14 protein-coding genes are annotated in these 18,459 nt (G+C 52.2%); 6 read left to right on the top strand and 8 right to left on the bottom strand.

What is annotated here, in order from left to right:
- Positions 1–4: 4 nt before the first annotated feature.
- From IPG80_RS21435 to IPG80_RS21400, 8 genes are all read right to left on the bottom strand, one after another.
- Positions 5–442, bottom strand: a complete 438-nt coding sequence (locus tag IPG80_RS21435) for a hypothetical protein (RefSeq protein ID WP_345111678.1) — start codon at positions 440–442, stop codon at positions 5–7.
- Positions 439–1,164: a glycosyltransferase gene (locus tag IPG80_RS21430; RefSeq protein WP_345111675.1), complete on the bottom strand. Its 726-nt coding sequence runs from the start codon at positions 1,162–1,164 to the stop codon at positions 439–441. Before IPG80_RS21430 ends, IPG80_RS21435 begins: the two co-directional genes overlap by 4 nt.
- Positions 1,161–1,343 carry a hypothetical protein gene (locus IPG80_RS21425; RefSeq protein ID WP_345111673.1) on the bottom strand — a complete coding sequence of 61 codons (183 nt, stop codon included), beginning with the start codon at positions 1,341–1,343 and terminating at the stop codon, positions 1,161–1,163. The genes IPG80_RS21430 and IPG80_RS21425 overlap by 4 nt, the downstream gene beginning before the upstream one ends.
- Before the next feature lies 1 nt (position 1,344).
- Positions 1,345–1,803 carry a universal stress protein gene (locus IPG80_RS21420; RefSeq protein ID WP_345111670.1) on the bottom strand — a complete coding sequence of 153 codons (459 nt, stop codon included), beginning with the start codon at positions 1,801–1,803 and terminating at the stop codon, positions 1,345–1,347.
- Positions 1,804–1,832: 29 nt separating this feature from the next.
- Positions 1,833–3,044, bottom strand: coding sequence for a glycosyltransferase family 4 protein (locus IPG80_RS21415; RefSeq protein WP_345111667.1), 1,212 nt, complete (start codon positions 3,042–3,044; stop codon positions 1,833–1,835).
- Complete coding sequence (locus tag IPG80_RS21410; RefSeq protein WP_345111664.1) at positions 3,041–4,384, bottom strand: glycosyltransferase family 4 protein; 1,344 nt, start codon at positions 4,382–4,384, stop codon at positions 3,041–3,043. The genes IPG80_RS21415 and IPG80_RS21410 overlap by 4 nt, the downstream gene beginning before the upstream one ends.
- A gap of 770 nt (positions 4,385–5,154) precedes the next feature.
- Positions 5,155–6,075, bottom strand: coding sequence for an alpha-amylase family glycosyl hydrolase (locus IPG80_RS21405; protein ID WP_345111662.1), 921 nt, complete (start codon positions 6,073–6,075; stop codon positions 5,155–5,157).
- Positions 6,076–6,169: 94 nt separating this feature from the next.
- Positions 6,170–8,551, bottom strand: coding sequence for a hypothetical protein (locus IPG80_RS21400; RefSeq protein ID WP_345111659.1), 2,382 nt, complete (start codon positions 8,549–8,551; stop codon positions 6,170–6,172).
- 136 nt (positions 8,552–8,687) lie between these two features.
- Here IPG80_RS21400 and IPG80_RS21395 point away from each other — a divergent pair, with 136 nt between their 5' ends.
- The 6 genes from IPG80_RS21395 to IPG80_RS21370 all read left to right on the top strand — a co-directional run bounded on the left by IPG80_RS21395 (position 8,688) and on the right by IPG80_RS21370 (position 18,445).
- Positions 8,688–9,137 carry a MaoC/PaaZ C-terminal domain-containing protein gene (locus IPG80_RS21395; protein ID WP_345111656.1) on the top strand — a complete coding sequence of 150 codons (450 nt, stop codon included), beginning with the start codon at positions 8,688–8,690 and terminating at the stop codon, positions 9,135–9,137.
- Between the two features lie 57 nt (positions 9,138–9,194).
- On the top strand, positions 9,195–12,368 hold the full coding sequence (locus tag IPG80_RS21390; protein WP_345111653.1) for a transglycosylase domain-containing protein: 3,174 nt from the start codon (positions 9,195–9,197) through the stop codon (positions 12,366–12,368).
- Complete coding sequence (locus tag IPG80_RS21385; protein ID WP_345111650.1) at positions 12,365–13,075, top strand: hypothetical protein; 711 nt, start codon at positions 12,365–12,367, stop codon at positions 13,073–13,075. Before IPG80_RS21390 ends, IPG80_RS21385 begins: the two co-directional genes overlap by 4 nt.
- 306 nt (positions 13,076–13,381) lie before the next feature.
- Positions 13,382–17,215, top strand: coding sequence for a DNA-directed RNA polymerase subunit beta' (gene rpoC, locus IPG80_RS21380; RefSeq protein ID WP_345112242.1), 3,834 nt, complete (start codon positions 13,382–13,384; stop codon positions 17,213–17,215).
- Positions 17,193–17,576: a hypothetical protein gene (locus tag IPG80_RS21375; protein WP_345111647.1), complete on the top strand. Its 384-nt coding sequence runs from the start codon at positions 17,193–17,195 to the stop codon at positions 17,574–17,576. The genes rpoC and IPG80_RS21375 overlap by 23 nt, the downstream gene beginning before the upstream one ends.
- Before the next feature lie 62 nt (positions 17,577–17,638).
- Positions 17,639–18,445 (top strand): methylase, encoded by an 807-nt coding sequence (locus tag IPG80_RS21370; RefSeq protein ID WP_345111644.1) that lies wholly within the window; start codon positions 17,639–17,641, stop codon positions 18,443–18,445.
- Positions 18,446–18,459: the final 14 nt, after the last annotated feature.

Raw genomic sequence — 18,459 nt, 5'->3', positions numbered from 1 at the left:
CTTTTCATCTTTTCCTATTTAAATATTCCGGCACCTCGATCATGGGTGGGCGTTCATATTCGGCGATCTGTTCCACGTCGAGGAAGTATCCCTTGTTATCGTGGCGGATCATTTTCATGGAGCGGTTCACATCTTCCAGCACGGCGCGACCGAAGCGCTTCTCCAATTTGCGGATGACGGTTTGGATGATAGCAAAGGACATTTTGCTCAACGCTTCCAAATGCTGGTTATGGTGGATGCGTTCAAGTAAATCGACCTGGGCAATCGATTCCAAATGGAACTTCTCGAAAATATCGATCAATAAACCGGTTTCCACGCCGTAGCCTGAATAGAAGGTGACTTGTTCCAAGGCTTTGCGTCTGCCGCCATATTCACCTGAAAGCGGTTGGACCACCCCAGAGAGTTCCGGGTAAAACAAATTTAACAACGGGCGCGCGGTCAACTCGGTGACTCGTCTCCACCGCCGGCTTGCATTTTTTGCCCGACCTTCAATGGTCTGCGATAAAAGCCTTTTACCAATTGCATGGTTGGGTTAATCAATAACGGACCAATGATGCCATACACAAAACGCGGATGAATATTGACAATGTCTGTATCTATCCACACAATGATGTCGCCCTTGGTGACCAGTAAACTTTTCCATAAGGCTTCGCCTTTGCCGCGGCGCGGCTCCATATCTGGCAGTAATTCCTGATGGATATAAACAGGCACGCCTTCTTTTGTTGCGATCTCGCGTGTGCGGTCGGTTGAATTTGAATCGATCAATACGATCTCATCCAGCAATGGAAAGCGCTGCATCAATTCTTTTTTCATGGTGCGGATCACTTTGCCGACCGTTTCTTCTTCGTTCAATGCAGGCAATGCCAAACTGATCGTGACCTCTTGTTGTTTTTTTAGTGCAACCAGTTCACGTAAGTTGCTGAACTCATCGGCATGGAAGGTGTTCTCACCAAACCATTTATCTACGAGAATTGAGATGGCATCGAAACTCAACGTTTCATCGAATTTGATGTGCGGCAATGGGCGTCCGCTTTTGACGGCGATCACAGCACAAGAGGCTTCATGCAAGAGACGGTCTGCCACAACACCGAGCGAAGCAGAACTGGTGATGGGTTGAATAGTGGTGCCCAAAATGACCACATCTGATTTTTTAGCGTAATTCAAAATGACTTGCGCCGCATCTTCTGTGACTTCGAACTTTTCTGCACTTCGGGAATTTGATACAACACACGCTCCAACGGTTTGAACGGAGCATCGGTTCCGGCTTCGGGGTCTTCGGGTCTGCGGATGTGCAGGGATGTCACCCCTTGTGGATGCAACCCCAAGCCCACGCGCACTGCCAACTCAGCATGTGGACCTCCCTCTTACTGGAACCAGAACCTGTTTCGGCTTACCGGAAATTTTCCCTCGCACCAGAGCCACGTCGCAGGGCGGACGGGAGAGCACATCACTGGCAGTGACGTGCAAAGCTTTGAGATGTGAATCAAACTCAAGACAAAGCAGATCCGGGTTTTCATCCTGAATCAGGTTTGAAAGTTCTTCCCAGGGTTGATGTGAGACGATCACATGAGTCTTGCTGGTGATGCGTTTGTCTTTGCCGTAAATTCGCAAGGCGCGGCGTACCGCGCGCGCCGCAACTGCGCCGGTGCTGAGCGATTGTCCTTCGGGTACAACGACAACACCCACCAGAGTTATTTCGGCGTCGAATTGACGCGCGGCATCGAGGGCATACAGACCGGGTCCGTCATGGATGAAAGGGACGAGGATGGTATGAATGGGGGCAAATTCGGAATGGCGTTGCATTGCAATCTCCTATCTATGGCTCATTGGCTTTATAACAACGGTGCGATGTGTTGACGATAGATGGCTTCCCAACGGAAGGAAGCCCGTGCCCGCATGGCGAGTCGTGCGGACATGGAGGTTTGAAAATAGTCCGCGATCATTTTTGCGACCCTTGCCGGGTCTTCATCGGGAGAGAAGAATTGAGCGTCGCCCAAACCTAATTTTCTGAGTGGCGGAATATTGGCACAAAAGGCGGGCAGGTGACTGAATGCTGCTTCGATGAGTGGAATGCCGAAGCCTTCTTCACGACTGGGAAAAAGCAAAGCATCAGACACGCGATAAAAATCCGCGATGACTTCATCAGGCAAAAAGCCATTGTGTGCCTCCGCAAGAAAATGGACAGAACCAACCAAGCCCAATTGCTTGCGCAGGTCGGTGAGTATTTCAAAATATTTAATGTTATTTACGTTGTGTGGACCCAGCGGACCCGTCACTACCAGTGCAGCCTGTGGAAAATCTTTTTTTAGAGCCGCCAGAGTCCATAAGGCAAGTTCAATATTCTTGCGGGGTGTGATACGCACAGGCAAAAGCAGAATCGGCGAAGCGTCGAGTACATGCGTTTTATCCAGCAACTCTTGGGTGAGCGTTTCGAGTTTGTAGAACCTGTCCATGTCTACACCGTTGGGGATGACGTGAACTGAGTCGCGGTCAAGCTGCATCAAGTCTGCGAGTTCTTCACGCCGCAATTCCGAAACGACGACATGGGTGGTTTTGCCCCAATCTGTTTTGAGTAAATTCCATGGGTAGCCTTCATGCATCTCCGGCAAATAGCGTGGAGTCGTCCATGCGAGGTCGTGATGCCAGAGGATGAGATGCGGCAGTTGATTTTCTTGATGCAGTTTATGCAAAGCGGCGGTTAACGCCAGATTTTTGTTGAGCGAGCAGACGTTGTGCGCAATGAGCACGTCCATGCCTGTGAGGGCTTTTTTTAATTCGTCTGCCAATTCGTCACGCAGAGAATCTAAATCTGAAGTCACTTCGCCGCGATCCAGTTGTGTTTTGACTTGTGCCACACGTTCGTGACGCGAATCCGCGAGCGGGATATAGGTCAGTGGAATTTGTTCACTCATTGCCGATCCGCGTGCTGCGATGAGACGTACGGAATGTCCATCTGCGGACATCAAGCGCGCATGATGCGCAATGACACTTTCCACACCGCCGACGATAGGCGGGACGGAATAATGCAGAATAGCGATCTTCATACTTGATACCCTAAACAATCTGCCACAATCGATTCCAATCTGCGTTCAAGTACCGTGTATGAGAAATACCGTTTGGCAAGTTGATAGTTCGTCTCTGCCCATTCATGCGCTATTTCAGGATGTCTTAGGGATTTTTTTACAGCCTCCAAGGTGTTGGTGCTGATGAACCCATCGAACCAGAGCGTGTGGAAACCTTTGGGTTTGATATCCACTTCGTAAATGGAATAGTTGTTGACTAGAATTAAGCGCTTGTAATAAACAGCCTCAAGGAAGGCATTGCCAAACCCTTCAATGCTTGAGGGATACGTCACCATATCTGCATGTGGATAAACATCGCCAAGCGTGTAAATTTTTTGCCCATCTTTGGTCGTGCCGCGATAGTCCTGCACTTGGTCTGCTTCAAAGCGAACGGTGACGTCTAGCAAGTGGGCATATTCTCGAATGCGTTGTTCATAATCATTGCCCTCGTCACCCGAGGCATGCGAGATGATGAGCTTGGCGGGCAGGTCGAGGCGGCGCATCAACTCGATGGCGTGTTCAATGCCTTTGCGTTGAATGACGCGAGTTGGTTGCAGAAAAAAATATTCGCCCTCGCCGATCCCAAAATCCGCGCGAACCGATTGGGTGTATTCATCGGGTGGAGGCGGCGGAGAGTCAAAATCCATGACGTTGGGAATCACGCGGGAAGCCAATCCATAACGCGAGGCGACCTGTTGCGCCTGCACCGAGTTGATAACCACGTGTCGAATCGATGGCAGAGATGGGGGGAATGCCGCGGCGAGATAATCACCTACGCAGTTGACCTGAAAGCGTTGGCGTTCCCAATGAAAGTCGTGATGATGTGCAATGGTGGGGTAGCCTGTTTCGGCAATGAACTCGGTGATGGCAAGCCCTAACGGCAGGTTGAGCGGAATGGTCACCGCATTTTCGATGACGAGAATCTCGAGATCAAAGCGCCGCGCAAATTTATATAGTTCCTCTTTGAGATACTCTTTCAACTCATTAACACGCTTCGTCATCGTAGGCGGGCGCACATAGATCGAGAAAAAATCTTTTTGTAAGTCTTCCATTTCAGGGTGAGCCGCGCGCGCCTCTTTCGTCACTGTCCAACTGCCGGAATAGGCTTGTTGATTCAACTTGTCAATTTCAGGATGACGATAGAACGCTTCCGGCACGACGTGAGATGAATCAGTGCTGCGGTCACATTCGCCTGCAAAGTAAAAACACTGATGCCCCAGCCGCTCGAAGATGGTTGCCCATTTCTGCGTTTCAAGCGAGACGCCGTCTGTGCCTGCAAAACGGGTGGAGATAAAGCCGATCTTATGGGAAGCAGGATTCATGGATCACCTTTAAACTTTTTTCAACCATAAAATTTCATAAGGCTGAAGAATGATGTCTGAGCCGTCTTTCATGGAAAAGGAAACGGATTTTTGACTGACATTATGCAAGCACAACACATGTGCATTTCCATCCGGGGATGTCCGCTCGACGGCGAAGACCGAAGGATGCAGGTCAAGTATTTTTTGAGTCCCATGCGGGTCGAATGCAGTTGATGTGCTTCTGGTTTTTAGCAATTCACTATATTTCGAAAAAACTTTGGAGCGCAATGAGTTTTCGTCCGCAAGTTGACTTTGCAATTCATCGAACTGAAGTTTCTCGCGGTTGATGCTGCGATTGCGCCCGGTCTGCTGAACGCCATCCGTCCAGCCGCGTGAGCCGAAGAGGCTGTGGAAGTAAATGCCCGGCATGCCAATGAGGGAGAGCATGATGGATTGGGCGGCGATAAAGCGGCTCACTTGTAGCTCTTGCGGTTCATCCCCATTTGGCAAGGATGGGTTTGATAACGCATCAAAATAGTTGATATTCATCTCGTACGGACTCTGCGTTCCGTCCGCGTTGTGTTTGTAGGAGATCAAGCCGCCATGTTCGATGATCTTATTCACCAATGAGTCGATCTCAGCGTCAGATAAAATTCCTCGGGCAGGATTCAGCCCGATCCCGTCGTGTGAGGCGAGGAAGTTAAAGAAGGTGGTTTTGTCTGAGGGCAAAGTCAACGTCCGTGCCCAGTCCGATAAGATGCGCGCGTCGCCGGTGTGGAAGGTGTGGAGAGTCAGCGGCGGCAAGGCGAAGTTGTAAACGAGTTGCGCTTCGTTCGTGCCATCGCCGAAATAGGAAATGTTATCGCTGTGCGGCACATTGGTTTCGGTGATGAGCTGCACATGCGGCGCGACGTCACTGATGGCGGCGCGCAGAAATTGAATGACCGCATGCGTTTGCGGAAGGTGAATGCAGGTCGTGCCGATTCTTTCCACATGTAGGCAATCGCATCGAGACGGATGAAGGTCGCGCCGCGTTCGATGTAAAGCAAAAGAATGTCGAGGATTTCGAGCAAGACTTCGGGATTTTTGAAGTTGAGATCGATCTGGTCTGCGCTAAAGGTCGTCCACACTTTTTTCTCGCCGGATGGAGTGTTGAACGATGTCAGCAATGGCAGCGCGCGCGGACGGATAACCTGCGAAAGATCAGGCTCACCTTCGATGGTGATGAAATAATTTTTATAGTGCGGGTCGTCTTGTAGGAACTTTTGGAACCAATCGCTTTTCGCTGAGATGTGATTGATGACGCCATCGAACATCAAACGAAAGTTTTGCATGGACGAGACATCATCCCATGTGCCAAGTGAAGGGTCGATCTGGCGATAGTCCACGACCGAAAACCCATCATCGGATGTCCACGGGTAAAAGGGCAGGATGTGAATGCTACTGAGGACGTCGGTTAAGTATTTATCGCAAAATGTTTTGAGCGTCCGCAACGGTTTTTCATTTGGCGCTTGCACCTGATCGCCATATGTAATGAGCATTGCGTCGCGCTCGGTCAACGTGTCGTTGCGCGGTTTGATGCGTGGATGATATGTATTTAGTATGTTTTGAGTTTGCTCGAATAGACGTGCAGAGATATTTCCCCGTACAGAAAAGTGAGTTGATCTATTAAAGTTTTTTTCATTCGCCTCTGAAAATGGTTTAACGTCCAAAATTTTTATACCATGAATCGAGGCGTTTAGATTAAATCCGGTTTAAAAAAGTGACAGTCACCTCGAAGGTGACTGTCACTTTTGTTTGATTTATTTACATCTCAACAATACAAGGCGCTTCGTCTTTGACGATCACGCTTTCACCGTTTGCAAAAGTGACCGTGGTCTGTTCCTGCCCTCTTGCGATCGACATACCTTTGTATTTGATCGTCACTGCAAATGGGAAAAGATTTCTTCCTTCAAGTTTTACGCGTGTGCCGGAAAGGACCGTCACGCCCAGTGCTTGCATGAACAAGCCAACGGGTGCAAACCCGGTCAATGAATTGCGTTCGCCGATGCCTGTCCCTTTTTCGGCGTGATAGCGTTGATAAAAAGCGCGGTTCTGTTTTAGGTTTTGAATGATCGCATTCATGATATGCGCGGTGAGTCTGGTCGCTTCGGCGCGGAAGCCGTACGCAAGCAAACCTTCAGCGAGCAGCGTATTCCATGGCAGGCTTACGCTCAATGCAATTTGTTCTGCATCTTTATCCGGTACGGTCGGCATGGATGGCATGCCAAAGGGTCTGTCGAATCGATCCGCCGTCATGAGGTTGCGTCCGATCATGGCGTAGGCACGTTGTTGCTCTAAAACCCCTGCCCACAACGGCAACCCAAGTGTGATGTCTTCACCGGTCATATCCACGATCTTGACGTTGATCTTATCGGTCTCTTCCAGACCTACAACGCTGATCCTGCCAATGCGCGAGAAGGTCATTTGAGTCGTTGCCACCAAACCGCCTGTGCGCCACTGGAATTGATGCCCGGCGATGACTTCTGTTTCGCCTTTGGATTTGGTGAAGTATTCGCTGATCTCCACTTCCGGTCGCTTCGCGGCTGGACTTTTGGTCTGGATCTCCACCAGCAAGCGCACCGGCGTCTCAGACTCGAACTTCGGGCGCATCGAGCCATCGCCCTTGCGTTTGGCAATAACTTTGGGTTCGGTCATGATGCCAGTTTCGCGGTCACGATAGGAATAATAACTAATGCGCGCATTCCAACTCGCATCCAGCGATTCTTTTAATTTGTCGGCTTGCGCAAAGATCAGTGTGGTTTCTTCATCGGGCTTATTAAGTTTTTTGCCCATCTTTATCAATGTCAACGCTTCGCGATACAGCATGGACTCAAGCGATGGGCTGTGGACGAAGGAAACGTCCATGCCTTGTGACCAGGGATTCCAGACATCGAACAAAGGATTATCTTCCAACCCCGTTTGCAAGATGTGATCCCATTCGGGTGAGCCGTCGCGGTTGCGGTCATGTGTGCTAGAGAACCACGACCAGAAGAACTTCACCAATTTTGGGAAAACATCGGCAAGAAAATCATGGTCTTGAGTCGTTTGATAATACTTCCATGCCATGCTGGCAAGAATCGGCATGGCGAGGAAACGTCCGCGTTGACCGGCGATGCCGGGTTTGCCGTCGACTTCGCCGTCTTCGTTCTGCGTGGCGAGGAAGTTGAGCACAAGATTTTTTGCCACCTGCGGGACGACGTTCAAAATGCTGGCGAGGTAATACGCATCCAAAACAAATTGACCGTTCCATGCGGGCGGGTAATCGGTGCCATCGCCTTTGTTGGAATGTCCATGGTCGCTGTGGCGGGCTTGCACAAAAGATGGATGTGGCAATTGGTCGCTGTGCATGAACAAGGCATGCGCAGCTTTTTGGCTGAAGGCGAAAGTAGCATCCCAGTCCGGGTCGCCGGTGCGGATGTCAAGAGTCTGGCTGGCATCCAGCATTTCAATGCGGGCGAGTTCGGCTTGCCATGCGCGTGCTGCCGTTTTGCGTGCGAGATCAAAACCTTCGGGGATCGTGTCGAGGGCGGCTTCGGCGAAGGAAATGGTTCGAGTGGCACCCGGACCCAGCTCCAGTTCCAGAATGAGCGAGGCGTGTGGTCCCGGTCCGTGTTTGGGTCCGCCCGTCATGAAGATCACAGGGGCGATTCCGCTGGTTTGTCCGGCTAAGATGTTGACAAGTTGTTGTTGGGTGGGGATGATGGATTGCCCGTCGAGATGGGCGAGTGTGGCGCAAACTTCGAGTTGAATGTTGCGTACAGCGGTGGTTTTGTTGACGAGGGTGACGCGCCCGGCAACGGCATGTGATTCAGGCACCCAAAAATCTGCCGTGGTTTGCAGGTTTTCCAAGGGAACAAAATCGAGGGTTAGGAAGTTTGGATAGAAGCGGCGTAGTGACGGTTTGGTGACGAAGGTGTTAGGGTCTGTAACGCTGGTGCCGCCCTCGGTGAAGCGTAAAAAGAGGCGCATCGAGCGCGCCCGTGAGCCGTAGGTGGTGGTAATGCCAACCGCCGAGCGTTCGGGGTCGTTGGTGCCAAGCTCCACTTCCCAGATGTGGTCGTTGGGATAATCTGGCTTGGTCAGGCGGGCATCCGCTGCAAGGGTGAGGTGGAGCGGGTCGCCGAGGCGTAAAGACCAGTCGCGCATGGCGCCAATTGTACGGGCAGATGGGCGGAAGGTCAAACAGGTATAATTTGGTTTGATAGTCGTGTAGTCGTTTCGTCAAGTTTCCAAACGATGAATGGACTATCTGACCAACAGACTATTAAACGAGGAGATTACTATGGCTGGACTTTATTTCGAAGAATTTTCGGTTGGGCAAACAGTTACGACCCTTTCGCGCACGGTGGGCGAAGATGCCATCAATAACTTCGCCGGGCTGACGGGTGACTACAACCAGATCCATACCGATGCTGAGTTTGCAAAGACGACTCCGTTCGGTCAGCGCATCGCGCATGGACTTTTAGGCTTGTCCATTGCAACCGGCTTGATCATGCGCACAGGCATGCTCGAAGGCACGGTCATTGCTTTTCGCGAAATTCAAGAGTGGAAATTTGTAAAGCCCATTTTCATTGGCGATACCATCCATGCTGTGCTGACCGTATCCGAAACCAAAGCGATGCCGCGCATTGGCGGCGGCGCTTTGATCTCACAGGTGGAAGTCCGCAATCAAAGTAATGACGTGCTTCAAAAAGGCACATTGAATTTATTGGTACTGAGCAAGCCGAAATAGGGTATTGCATAACCGTAGGGCGGGGAACCTGCCCCTGCATAAGATAATAGGTAAACGATGAACAAAGATGACAACGATAGACTGCGCCGCTTGATCCATTCCGAAGAAGAGACGCGTAAGGATATGGAACCTGCGTCTCCCTCCGACGGGACGACAGCTTCACGCAAGCCGACGGGGAATACAACGCCGCTTCTCAATCTGCCCGACCTCGACGAAAATAATATGCCGCTTCCCAATCGAGTCGAAGAGACCGACCTCGATGGTACGCGTGTGACCAATGCGGCGTATCGCCCCTTGCAAGAGACAAAGCCTCCACGTCCCAGCCAGGGTCAGTCCAACCAACGACCAACCTATCGTTTGCCGCAAAATCAGAATCAACAGCCTCCGCAATATCAGCAGCCACAACAATATTCGCAATATCAATACCAACAACCCGTGCCAACAGGTCCATCTTTTATGGATCGTCTTGGCGCATTCTTTGGCGGAATTGGCTCCGCTTTACGCGGAAACAAAGGCTGCCTCACCCGTGGTTTGATCATTGCCGCCTTTGCATTTGTGATCATCGGCTTGTGCAGCAGTTCGATCCTTGTTTATCAGTATTATTCCATTGCCAGCACCCTGCCCGATGTAGCGGACTTGAAGAATCGCTCTTCGCAATTTCAAACCACCCGCATCCTCGACCGGAACGGTCAGACCCTGTATGAACTGAACGATCCCAATGCCGGGCGTCGTAACTACATTCCACTGAGCGAGATATCGCCAAACCTTGTCGCAGCAACCATTGCCACCGAAGACAAGGATTTTTACGATAATCCTGGTTTCGATCCCGTAGCCATCATCCGTGCTTTATGGCGAAACTACGTCACGCAGGGCGAGGGCGGCGGCGCCTCCACGATCACACAGCAGTTGGCGCGTGCCTTGCTGCTTTCTCCCGAAGAACGGACCCAGCGTACCGTCTCCCGTAAATCACGTGAGATCATCCTTGCCGCAGAGATTACCCGCCGCTACTCAAAGGATGAGATCCTTGAGTTGTATCTCAATGAGATCTATTACGGCAATCTTGCCTATGGCATCGAAGCTGCCTCAAATACCTATTTCAATAAATCTGCCAGAGACCTCACGTTGGGTGAAGCCGCCTTCCTGGCGGGGTTGCCGCAGTCTCCGGCTGTCTATGATATTTATACCAACCCCGAATCGACGCTGGTTCGCCAACAGCAGGTGTTGGTCTTGATGTTCGAGTTGAGCCAGTTACAGGGCTGTATCGAAGTCAGCAATAGTGAAGAACGCGTCTGCGTTGACCCGGTTGCTGCGACCGCTGCCGCAGAGCAGATCAAAGCCTATCCATTTGTGCCGCCTTCCTTTGGTGCAACCAACTATCCGCATTGGGTCAACTTCGTCCGTGCAGAGTTGGAAGAACTCTACGATGCGCAGACCATTTATCGTTCCGGTTTTGTTGTGTACACCACGCTTGATCCTGTGCTTCAAGATCAGGCTCAATTGTTGGTGACCAATCAAGTTGCTGCCATGGTGGATAACAATACGAAGAATGGCGCGCTGGTCGCCATTCAACCTTCCACCGGGCAGATCCTTGCCATGGTCGGCTCGCCCGATTTCAACAATGCTGCCGTCTCCGGGCAGATCAACATGGCGATCAGCCCTACGCGTCAGCCTGGTTCATCCATCAAGCCGTTGACCTATGTCGCCGCTTTTGAAAAAGGCTGGACGCCCTCCACTTGGATCTGGGATGTCCCCACCCAATTCCCCGATGGTGCCAACCCGCCATACGAACCGCGCAACTACGATGGCACTTTCCATGGCGGGTTGACTGTACGGCTTGCGCTTGCAAACTCCTTCAACATTCCCGCCGTCAAAGCGCTTGAATTTGTCGGCATTTATGATGACCCCAATACTCCCGAGAAGGAAGGCATGATCGCTTTTGCGGAGCGTCTCGGCATTACATCGCTCACCCGTGATGATTATGGCTTGTCCCTCACGTTGGGCGGTGGCGATGTCAGCCTGATCGATATGACCACCGCCTATGCGGTCTTCGCCAATGGCGGCAAAAAAGTGCCGCCTGTTGCGATCCTCAAGATCACCACCTTCGATGGAGAAGTGGTGTACGAGTACCAACAGCCCGAAGGCGAGCAGGTCGTCCGCCCTGAACATGCCTACCTGATCTCTTCTATCCTTTCGGATAATGAAGCCCGAAGTTTTACTTTTGGGCGAAACTCCGCTTTGAATCTTTCCTTCCCTGTCGCGGCAAAGACCGGTACCACCAACGACATCCGCGATAACTGGACAATGGGTTACACCCCTGACTTGGTCACCGGTGTATGGGTGGGCAACGCCGACTACACGCCCATGGTGCGTTCCTCTGGCTTGAGCGGCGCCGCGCCGATCTGGTCGCAGTTCATGGAATTTGCGGTGCCCTATCTCACCAATGGCTCGCCAACTCCCTTCGTCCGTCCTTCCGGCATTGTGGATAAAGTGGTTTGTCGATTTGGCGGCACAGAGCCTTCCAATGCTTGTCAGGGACAGTTCTCAGAAGTCTTTGCGTTTGACCAACCTCCACTGCCGCAGGATCAAGACCTGGTTCATCGTGCAAAGATCGACCTGTGGACGGGCTACGAAGCCTCATCCGCTTGTGATGGTCCATCCGACGAGCGAGAAGTGTTGAATGTCACCGATCTCTGGGCGCGTAAATGGTTTGAAACCGGCGAAGGTAAAGCCTGGCTGATAGATCATGGTTTGGATGAAAATCCAAACTATGCTCCCGAACGCGAATGTCAGAAAGGCGATCCACAGCCAAAGATCCAGCTGAACCTTAGTGATGGGCAGGTCATTGTTTCACCCGTATTCGATGTTCAAGGAACTGCCAATGCAGACGGAGGTTTCAAACAATGGCGGCTTGAATTTGGATTGGGCGAAAACCCCGATGGCTGGACCGTCCTTGCCGAAGGTGATAAGCCCGTTGAAGACGGCACCTTCACCGCTTGGAATGTTTCCGCCCTCCCGAACGGGATCGTTTCCCTGCGCCTGACTCTCATTGGCGATAAAACGGAAGTGGACAAGCGCATCCGACTTAATTTGAGCCTGCCCATTCCAACCGTGCCAACATCCACGCCGACGCCGACCTCCACTCCCACCGAGACCCCGACGATCGTCATCATCGTGCCTCCCACCGACACGCCAACACTCGAACCCACACCTACCGAGACACCAACGCCATGAGCGCATTGAACTGTCCTAATTGTGGCGCGGCACTTCCGCCAAGTGCTGCTAAAGCGGATATCGCCGTCTGTGATTTTTGCGGAACCAGTTTTCGCCTGCCCAAAACACTCACCCCTGAACCCGATATGGGTGACTTGCTTCTTGGTACTGACTTTAGTAAAAAAGTGATGCCCGGCTGGGAAATGGTCAACGAAGACAAGCTTACCTTCCATAAAGGTCCACCCGCCGAATTACGCGGTAAATTTTCGCCGCAGGTCAATTCTTATTACGTGTTGAAAAGCTCCGGCTTTTTGGATAACTTCGATGCCAGCGCCACTATTCGCTTCTTTGAAGGCGAACGGGAATGGATCCGTGCTGGATTCTTTTTCCGTCACTCTGCTGAAGGCGGCTATGGCATCATGGTTTCGGTTCAATCTTCATATACTTTTGGGTATGTTGCCAAGGATGAAAAAGGGGAGCTGATCTTTTATAAGATCATGCCGTGGGCAACGCACTCGGCGCTACGTTCCGGCAATAAGGAGTTCAACCGTCTGCGTGTGATCTGTAATGGCAGCAACTTCCGCATCTATTTGAACGGTATTCTGGCAACATCTTTTCAGGATGAACGCTTCAAAATGGGGAAGTTCTACCTGGCTGCTGAACCGAGCGATAAGTCGTCTATGGAGGTTGGGTTCTCCGATCTTCAGGTGAGGGAAGTGCCCAGGTAGCTGAATCAGGCAAAAATGAGGACTGAGGCGCTGATTCCGCCTTAAAGTCAGGCTCTCTTCACTGATTAAGACCTTGACTCATGACCCTTGAATCCATATAATAGTCCTGTTGGATGTAAAAAAATGAGCTAACACCAGCAAGCGCTTGAGGAAATCACTCAATGCGCTTGCATTTGTTTGTCTCTGGTACGCGTCACCTATGCGATACCGTAATTCTCAAACGATTTTTATTTTTTAGGAGAGGATCCAGTGGAAACCAAGGGATTAACTGCACTCCGTATCAGCCTTGCCTCACCGCAAACGATCATGTCTTGGTCGTATGGCGAGGTGCTGAAACCCGAAACCATCAACTATCGCCGCCTGCGCCCTGAGAAGGACGGGCTCTTCTGCGAAGCGATCTTCGGACCGACCCGCGATTGGCAATGTTATTGCGGTAAATACAAGAACCCCCGCTACAAAGGCATCACTTGTGAAAAATGCGGTGTCGAAGTGACCCGCTCTTCTGTGCGCCGCGAGCGCATGGGGCATATTGCGCTTGCCTCCCCTGTGGCACATATTTGGTATACCCGCCGCATCCCATCGCAGATGGGTATGCTGTTGGACATTTCCCGCCGCAACCTCGACCGTGTACTTTACTTTGCGCAATACATCGTCACCTATGTGGATGAGGAAGCCCGCAAGAAAGCCCTGCAGCGCCTCGAAGATGAGATCACCGTATCCGAACGCGAACAGGCTACGGAGATCAATGCCCGTATCGTAGAGATCAAGACCAAGCGCGATGCGAACATTGCCGAGTTGAAACAGAAGCAAGCCACGCTCGAACAAGGCTACGATGAAGGCATTGCCGAACAACTCGACCCGATCATCAAAGAAGGTCAGCGTTTGGAGCGCCTGCTTCAGGATCAGATGGGTGAAACCGTCAAGAAAGCCATTGCTTTTGAGCAAGGCGGCGAGAAGATCGTGGACGCTGGAGAAAAAGTTGCCAGCAAACACCTTACCCTGATCCAAAAGACCGTTCAGAAGAAACTCGAATTGCTCGAGAACGAACTGAAGGATAAGCGACAGGCTGAGATCGATGATCTCAAGACCAAGGCTGCCACCATCAAGGCTCAAGCAGATACCGAGATGGAATCCCTGCGCAACCAATTGGAATCACAGACTTCTGTCTCTTCAAGCAACTCATCCCGCCTGCGCGATGAATTGCTTGAGCTGCGTCCCTTCACCTTCATCAGCGAAATTCGTTACCGCGAACTTAAGCAGCGTTGGGGGCAGGTCTTCCGTGCCGACATGGGTGCCGAAGCCTTCTATGATGTTCTCGAACGTCTTGACCTCGACAAACTTTCTGAAGAACTCTGGCACGAAGTTCGCACCACCAAGAGCAAGCAGAAGCGCAAGAAAGCCACCACCCGCCTCAAGGTTGTGGAAGCTTTCAAACGCTCTGGCAACCGCCCTGAGTGGATGATTCTGACCGTGCTGCCCGTGATCCCTCCAGACTTGCGCCCGATGGTGCAGTTGGATGGCGGTCGCTTTGCCACCTCCGATCTTAACGATCTGTATCGCCGCGTGATCAACCGCAACAACCGCTTAAAGAGATTGCTCGAGCTCGGTGCGCCGGATGTCATCATCCGCAACGAGAAGCGTATGTTGCAGGAAGCCGTTGACAGCCTCATCGATAACAGCCAGCGCGGCAAAGCTCTCTCCCGCCGCGGACGCCGCGAACTCAAGTCTTTGAGCGATATGCTCAAAGGCAAGAAGGGTCGTTTCCGCCGTAACTTGCTCGGTAAGCGCGTGGACTATTCCGGTCGTTCCGTGATCGTGGTAGGTCCGACTCTCAAACTGAATCAATGCGGTTTGCCCAAGAGCATGGCGCTCGAACTGTATCGTCCGTTCGTGATCGCCCGCCTCGTGCAGAACGGTTATGCTGCTAACGTGAAGGGCGCCCGCCGCCTGATCGAACGCAACCGTCCTGAAGTGTGGGAAGCGCTCGAAGGCGTGATCGGCGACCGTCCTGTATTGTTGAACCGTGCTCCTACACTCCACCGCTTGGGTATTCAGGCGTTCGAACCGATCCTTATCGAAGGCTCTGCCATTCAGCTCCACCCACTCGTCACCACCGCTTTCAACGCGGACTTTGACGGCGATCAGATGGCTGTACACGTTCCGCTCTCCCAGAAGGCAGTTCAGGAAGCTCGCGATTTGATGCTCGCTTCGAAGAACCTGCTCAAACCTGCCGATGGTGAACCGATCATCTCCCCGTCCAAGGACATGGTGTTGGGTGTGTACTATCTCTCGATGAAGCAAGAGGCCAAACATAAGGGTGATGGACGTGCCTTCTCTAATTTCGACGAAGTGGAACTCGCTTACGCTCTCGATCAGGTGCATGTTCACTCCGAGATTAAACTCCTTGCGAAGACCTGGTACGACGATAAGGGCAAACGCCTGGCTGAGCCGGAAACCCGCATTATCGAAACGACTGTGGGGCGTGTTCTCTTGAACCGCATTCTTCCCACCGAAGTGCAGTTCGTCAACAAAAAACTGGACAAAGGCGGCGTGAAGGACCTAGTCGCTGAAGTCTATGAACTGTGCGGTCAGGAAGTGACCACCAATGTTGCCGACGCGATCAAGAGCATCGGCTTTGAATTCGCCATGAAATCCGGCACCACTCTCGCGGTTGCCGATATCTCCATTCCGCCGGAACGCAAGCCGATCATCGATGAAGCCTTGAAAGCTGTCGAAGTCGTACAGCGTGACTTCCGCCGCGGTCTGCTTACTGAGCAGGAAAAGAACGAACGCGAAATTCAGATCTGGCAGGAAACGACTGATAAGGTCGGTGAAGCCGTCAAGAAGCATATGGATCCCGATGGGAACCTTTCCACGATGGCGACCTCTGGCGCGACGAAGGGTGGTTTCTCCACCATCTCGCAGCTGGCGGGTATGCGCGGTTTGATGGCGGACCCCTCTGGTCGTATCATCCCGATGCCGATCCGTTCCAACTTCCGCGAAGGTCTGACGGCGCAGGAATACTTCATCTCCACACATGGTGCCCGTAAGGGTCTTGCCGATACCGCTCTGCGTACTGCAGATGCCGGTTATCTCACCCGCCGTCTCGTAGACATTGCACAGGACATCATCATCAACGAACATGACTGCGGTACCCACGATGGCGTGTGGATCCGCCGTGCTGACGATGTGGCAGGTCAGAAGATGGACAGCCGCGTATACAGCCGCCTGGTTGCAGAGCGTATCATTCACCCGCAGACCGGGGAAGTGATCGCTGAATACAACGACGTGATCACTCATGATCTGGCGCATGTCATTGCGGACTCTGGTGTGAGTGAAGTCAAACTTCGCTCGCCGCTGACCTGCGAACTCACCCACGGTATCTGCGCCAAATGCTACGGCATTGACCTGGGTCGCGGTATCATGGTGGAGCTTGGTTCTGCGGTTGGTATCGTTGCTGCCCAGTCCATCGGTGAACCGGGTACTCAGCTCACACTGCGTACCTTCCATACCGGCGGTGTGGCATCCACCGGCGCCACCGACATCACCACGGGTCTTCCGCGCGTGGAAGAAATCTTTGAAGCGCGCAAACAACCGAAAGGCGAAGCTGCCGTTGCCGAGATCAGCGGCATGATCCACATTCAGCAGTCTGAGAAATATGCAGACATGCGCGAAGTTCACATCGAACATGCTGAAATGGTTCACGATGAATACGCCATTCCCGAAGACTGGAAGATCATGGTTAAGGACGAATCTGAAGTGCAGGCTGGCGACATCCTTGCCACTAAGGAAAAGGCCACCATTGTTTCCCAGCATGGCGGACGTGTGGCTGTCGAGAAGAAGGACCGCAAGGTCATCGTCTCCTACGAACAGCGCGAAGAAGTTGTCATGGATATCCCCAACACCTCGCGCATTCTCGTTCGGGATAACTCGCATGTGGAAGCAGGTACACCGCTCACCGAAGGTTCACTGAACCCGCACCGCATCCTGAAAATTCAAGGACGCGATGCCTGCCAGATGTACCTCATGACCGAAGTGCAGAAAGTGTATCGCTCGCAGGGTCAGAACATTCACGACAAGCACTTCGAGGTCATCATCCGCAAGATGTTGAGCAAAGGTGCAAGTCACCCGCCCCGGTGATACCAGACACCTGCCCGGTGATGTGATCGACCGACTCGATATTCGCAAGCAGAACGAGGCATTGATCGCGGAAGGCAAGCAGGCGGCACGCTTTAGCGAAGTCCTGCTCGGTGTGACAAAGGCGTCGCTTTCCACCGACTCATTCCTCTCTGCTTCGTCCTTCCAGCACACCATCAAGGTGTTGGCGAGTGCAGCGATTGGCTCCACCACCGACCCGCTCTACGGTTTGAAGGAGAACGTCATCATCGGTAAGCTCATTCCGGCGGGCACTGGCTTCATCCACGGGCGCTTTACCCCTCCTGGTGAAGAAGCTGCGGCAGATACCACCGAAGAAATGCCAGACACCACAGTTGGCGACTAATCAAGTTGAACGAATGCCCCGAATGAATGTTCGGGGCATTTTTGTTTTGTATAATCACGGTCATGAAACGAAATACCCAAAAGCCAGAGGGGCAGCCAACGCGCGGCAAGACAGCCGCCAATCGGCTTCGGCGAGTCGATAACTTTATTTTGCTCTACGAGCCTGCGCTTCTCACGCGGACCGATGGGCTGTTTTCTGATTCCCTGTTCGTTGATCTTGGCTATGGATTTGATGCGCGTACCACGCTTGAAAGTGCAGTGCGTTTCCGGCGTGCCAATGCAACCTTGCGCATCCTTGGTGTGGAAATAGATAAGGAGCGTGTTGAAGCTGCCCTGCCTTTTGCCGATGAACAGACGTTCTTCCGTTTGGGCGGATTCAATCTTCCCCTGGCCAGCGGGGAGCATGTGCGGCTGATCCGTGCTTTTAATGTGCTCAGACAATACGAGGAAAAAGATTTTGCGCCTGCCTATGAGCGGCTTGCCGAGTATGTTTTGCCCGGCGGTTTGATGATCGAGGGAACATCCACACCATTTGGGAGTCTTTGGGCGGCGAATCTGGTTCGCTGCGTTGGAGCAGGTCAATGGTCTTTCGAGGCGCTGGTTTTCAGTACCAACTTCCACGCTGGTTTCGATGTCGAAGAATTTCAGACCATCCTGCCAAAGAATCTCATTCACCGTGTGGTGAAGGGCGAGCCGATCCATGATTTTTTTGAGGCATGGAAGCGCTCTGCTGCCGAGACGGCTGCCGCGAAGACATTTGGGTTGCAGCAATGGTTTGCCGCTTCAGTAGAGGCGTTGGCTCAAAAAGGATTCGATGTTGATCGTCATCGGAAGTGGCTGGGGAAGGGGTACTTGATCTGGTATCTTTAGCCGTGGTGATTTTC

This window comes from Candidatus Villigracilis vicinus (genome assembly GCF_016702885.1).
In the GTDB taxonomy this organism is placed as follows: domain Bacteria; phylum Chloroflexota; class Anaerolineae; order Anaerolineales; family Villigracilaceae; genus Villigracilis; species Villigracilis vicinus.
Note: the sequence above shows the minus strand (reverse complement) of the source record. Positions and strands in the feature narration are given on the sequence as shown.

Coding starts and splice junctions, on each gene's coding strand:
- IPG80_RS21420 (WP_345111670.1), bottom strand. CDS start 1,803: ATGCAACGCCATTCCGAATTTGCCCCCATTCATACCATCCTCGTCCCT.
- IPG80_RS21415 (WP_345111667.1), bottom strand. CDS start 3,044: ATGAAGATCGCTATTCTGCATTATTCCGTCCCGCCTATCGTCGGCGGT.
- IPG80_RS21410 (WP_345111664.1), bottom strand. CDS start 4,384: ATGAATCCTGCTTCCCATAAGATCGGCTTTATCTCCACCCGTTTTGCA.
- IPG80_RS21400 (WP_345111659.1), bottom strand. CDS start 8,551: ATGCGCGACTGGTCTTTACGCCTCGGCGACCCGCTCCACCTCACCCTT.
- IPG80_RS21395 (WP_345111656.1), top strand. CDS start 8,688: ATGGCTGGACTTTATTTCGAAGAATTTTCGGTTGGGCAAACAGTTACG.
- IPG80_RS21390 (WP_345111653.1), top strand. CDS start 9,195: ATGAACAAAGATGACAACGATAGACTGCGCCGCTTGATCCATTCCGAA.
- IPG80_RS21385 (WP_345111650.1), top strand. CDS start 12,365: ATGAGCGCATTGAACTGTCCTAATTGTGGCGCGGCACTTCCGCCAAGT.
- rpoC (WP_345112242.1), top strand. CDS start 13,382: ATGTCTTGGTCGTATGGCGAGGTGCTGAAACCCGAAACCATCAACTAT.
- IPG80_RS21370 (WP_345111644.1), top strand. CDS start 17,639: ATGAAACGAAATACCCAAAAGCCAGAGGGGCAGCCAACGCGCGGCAAG.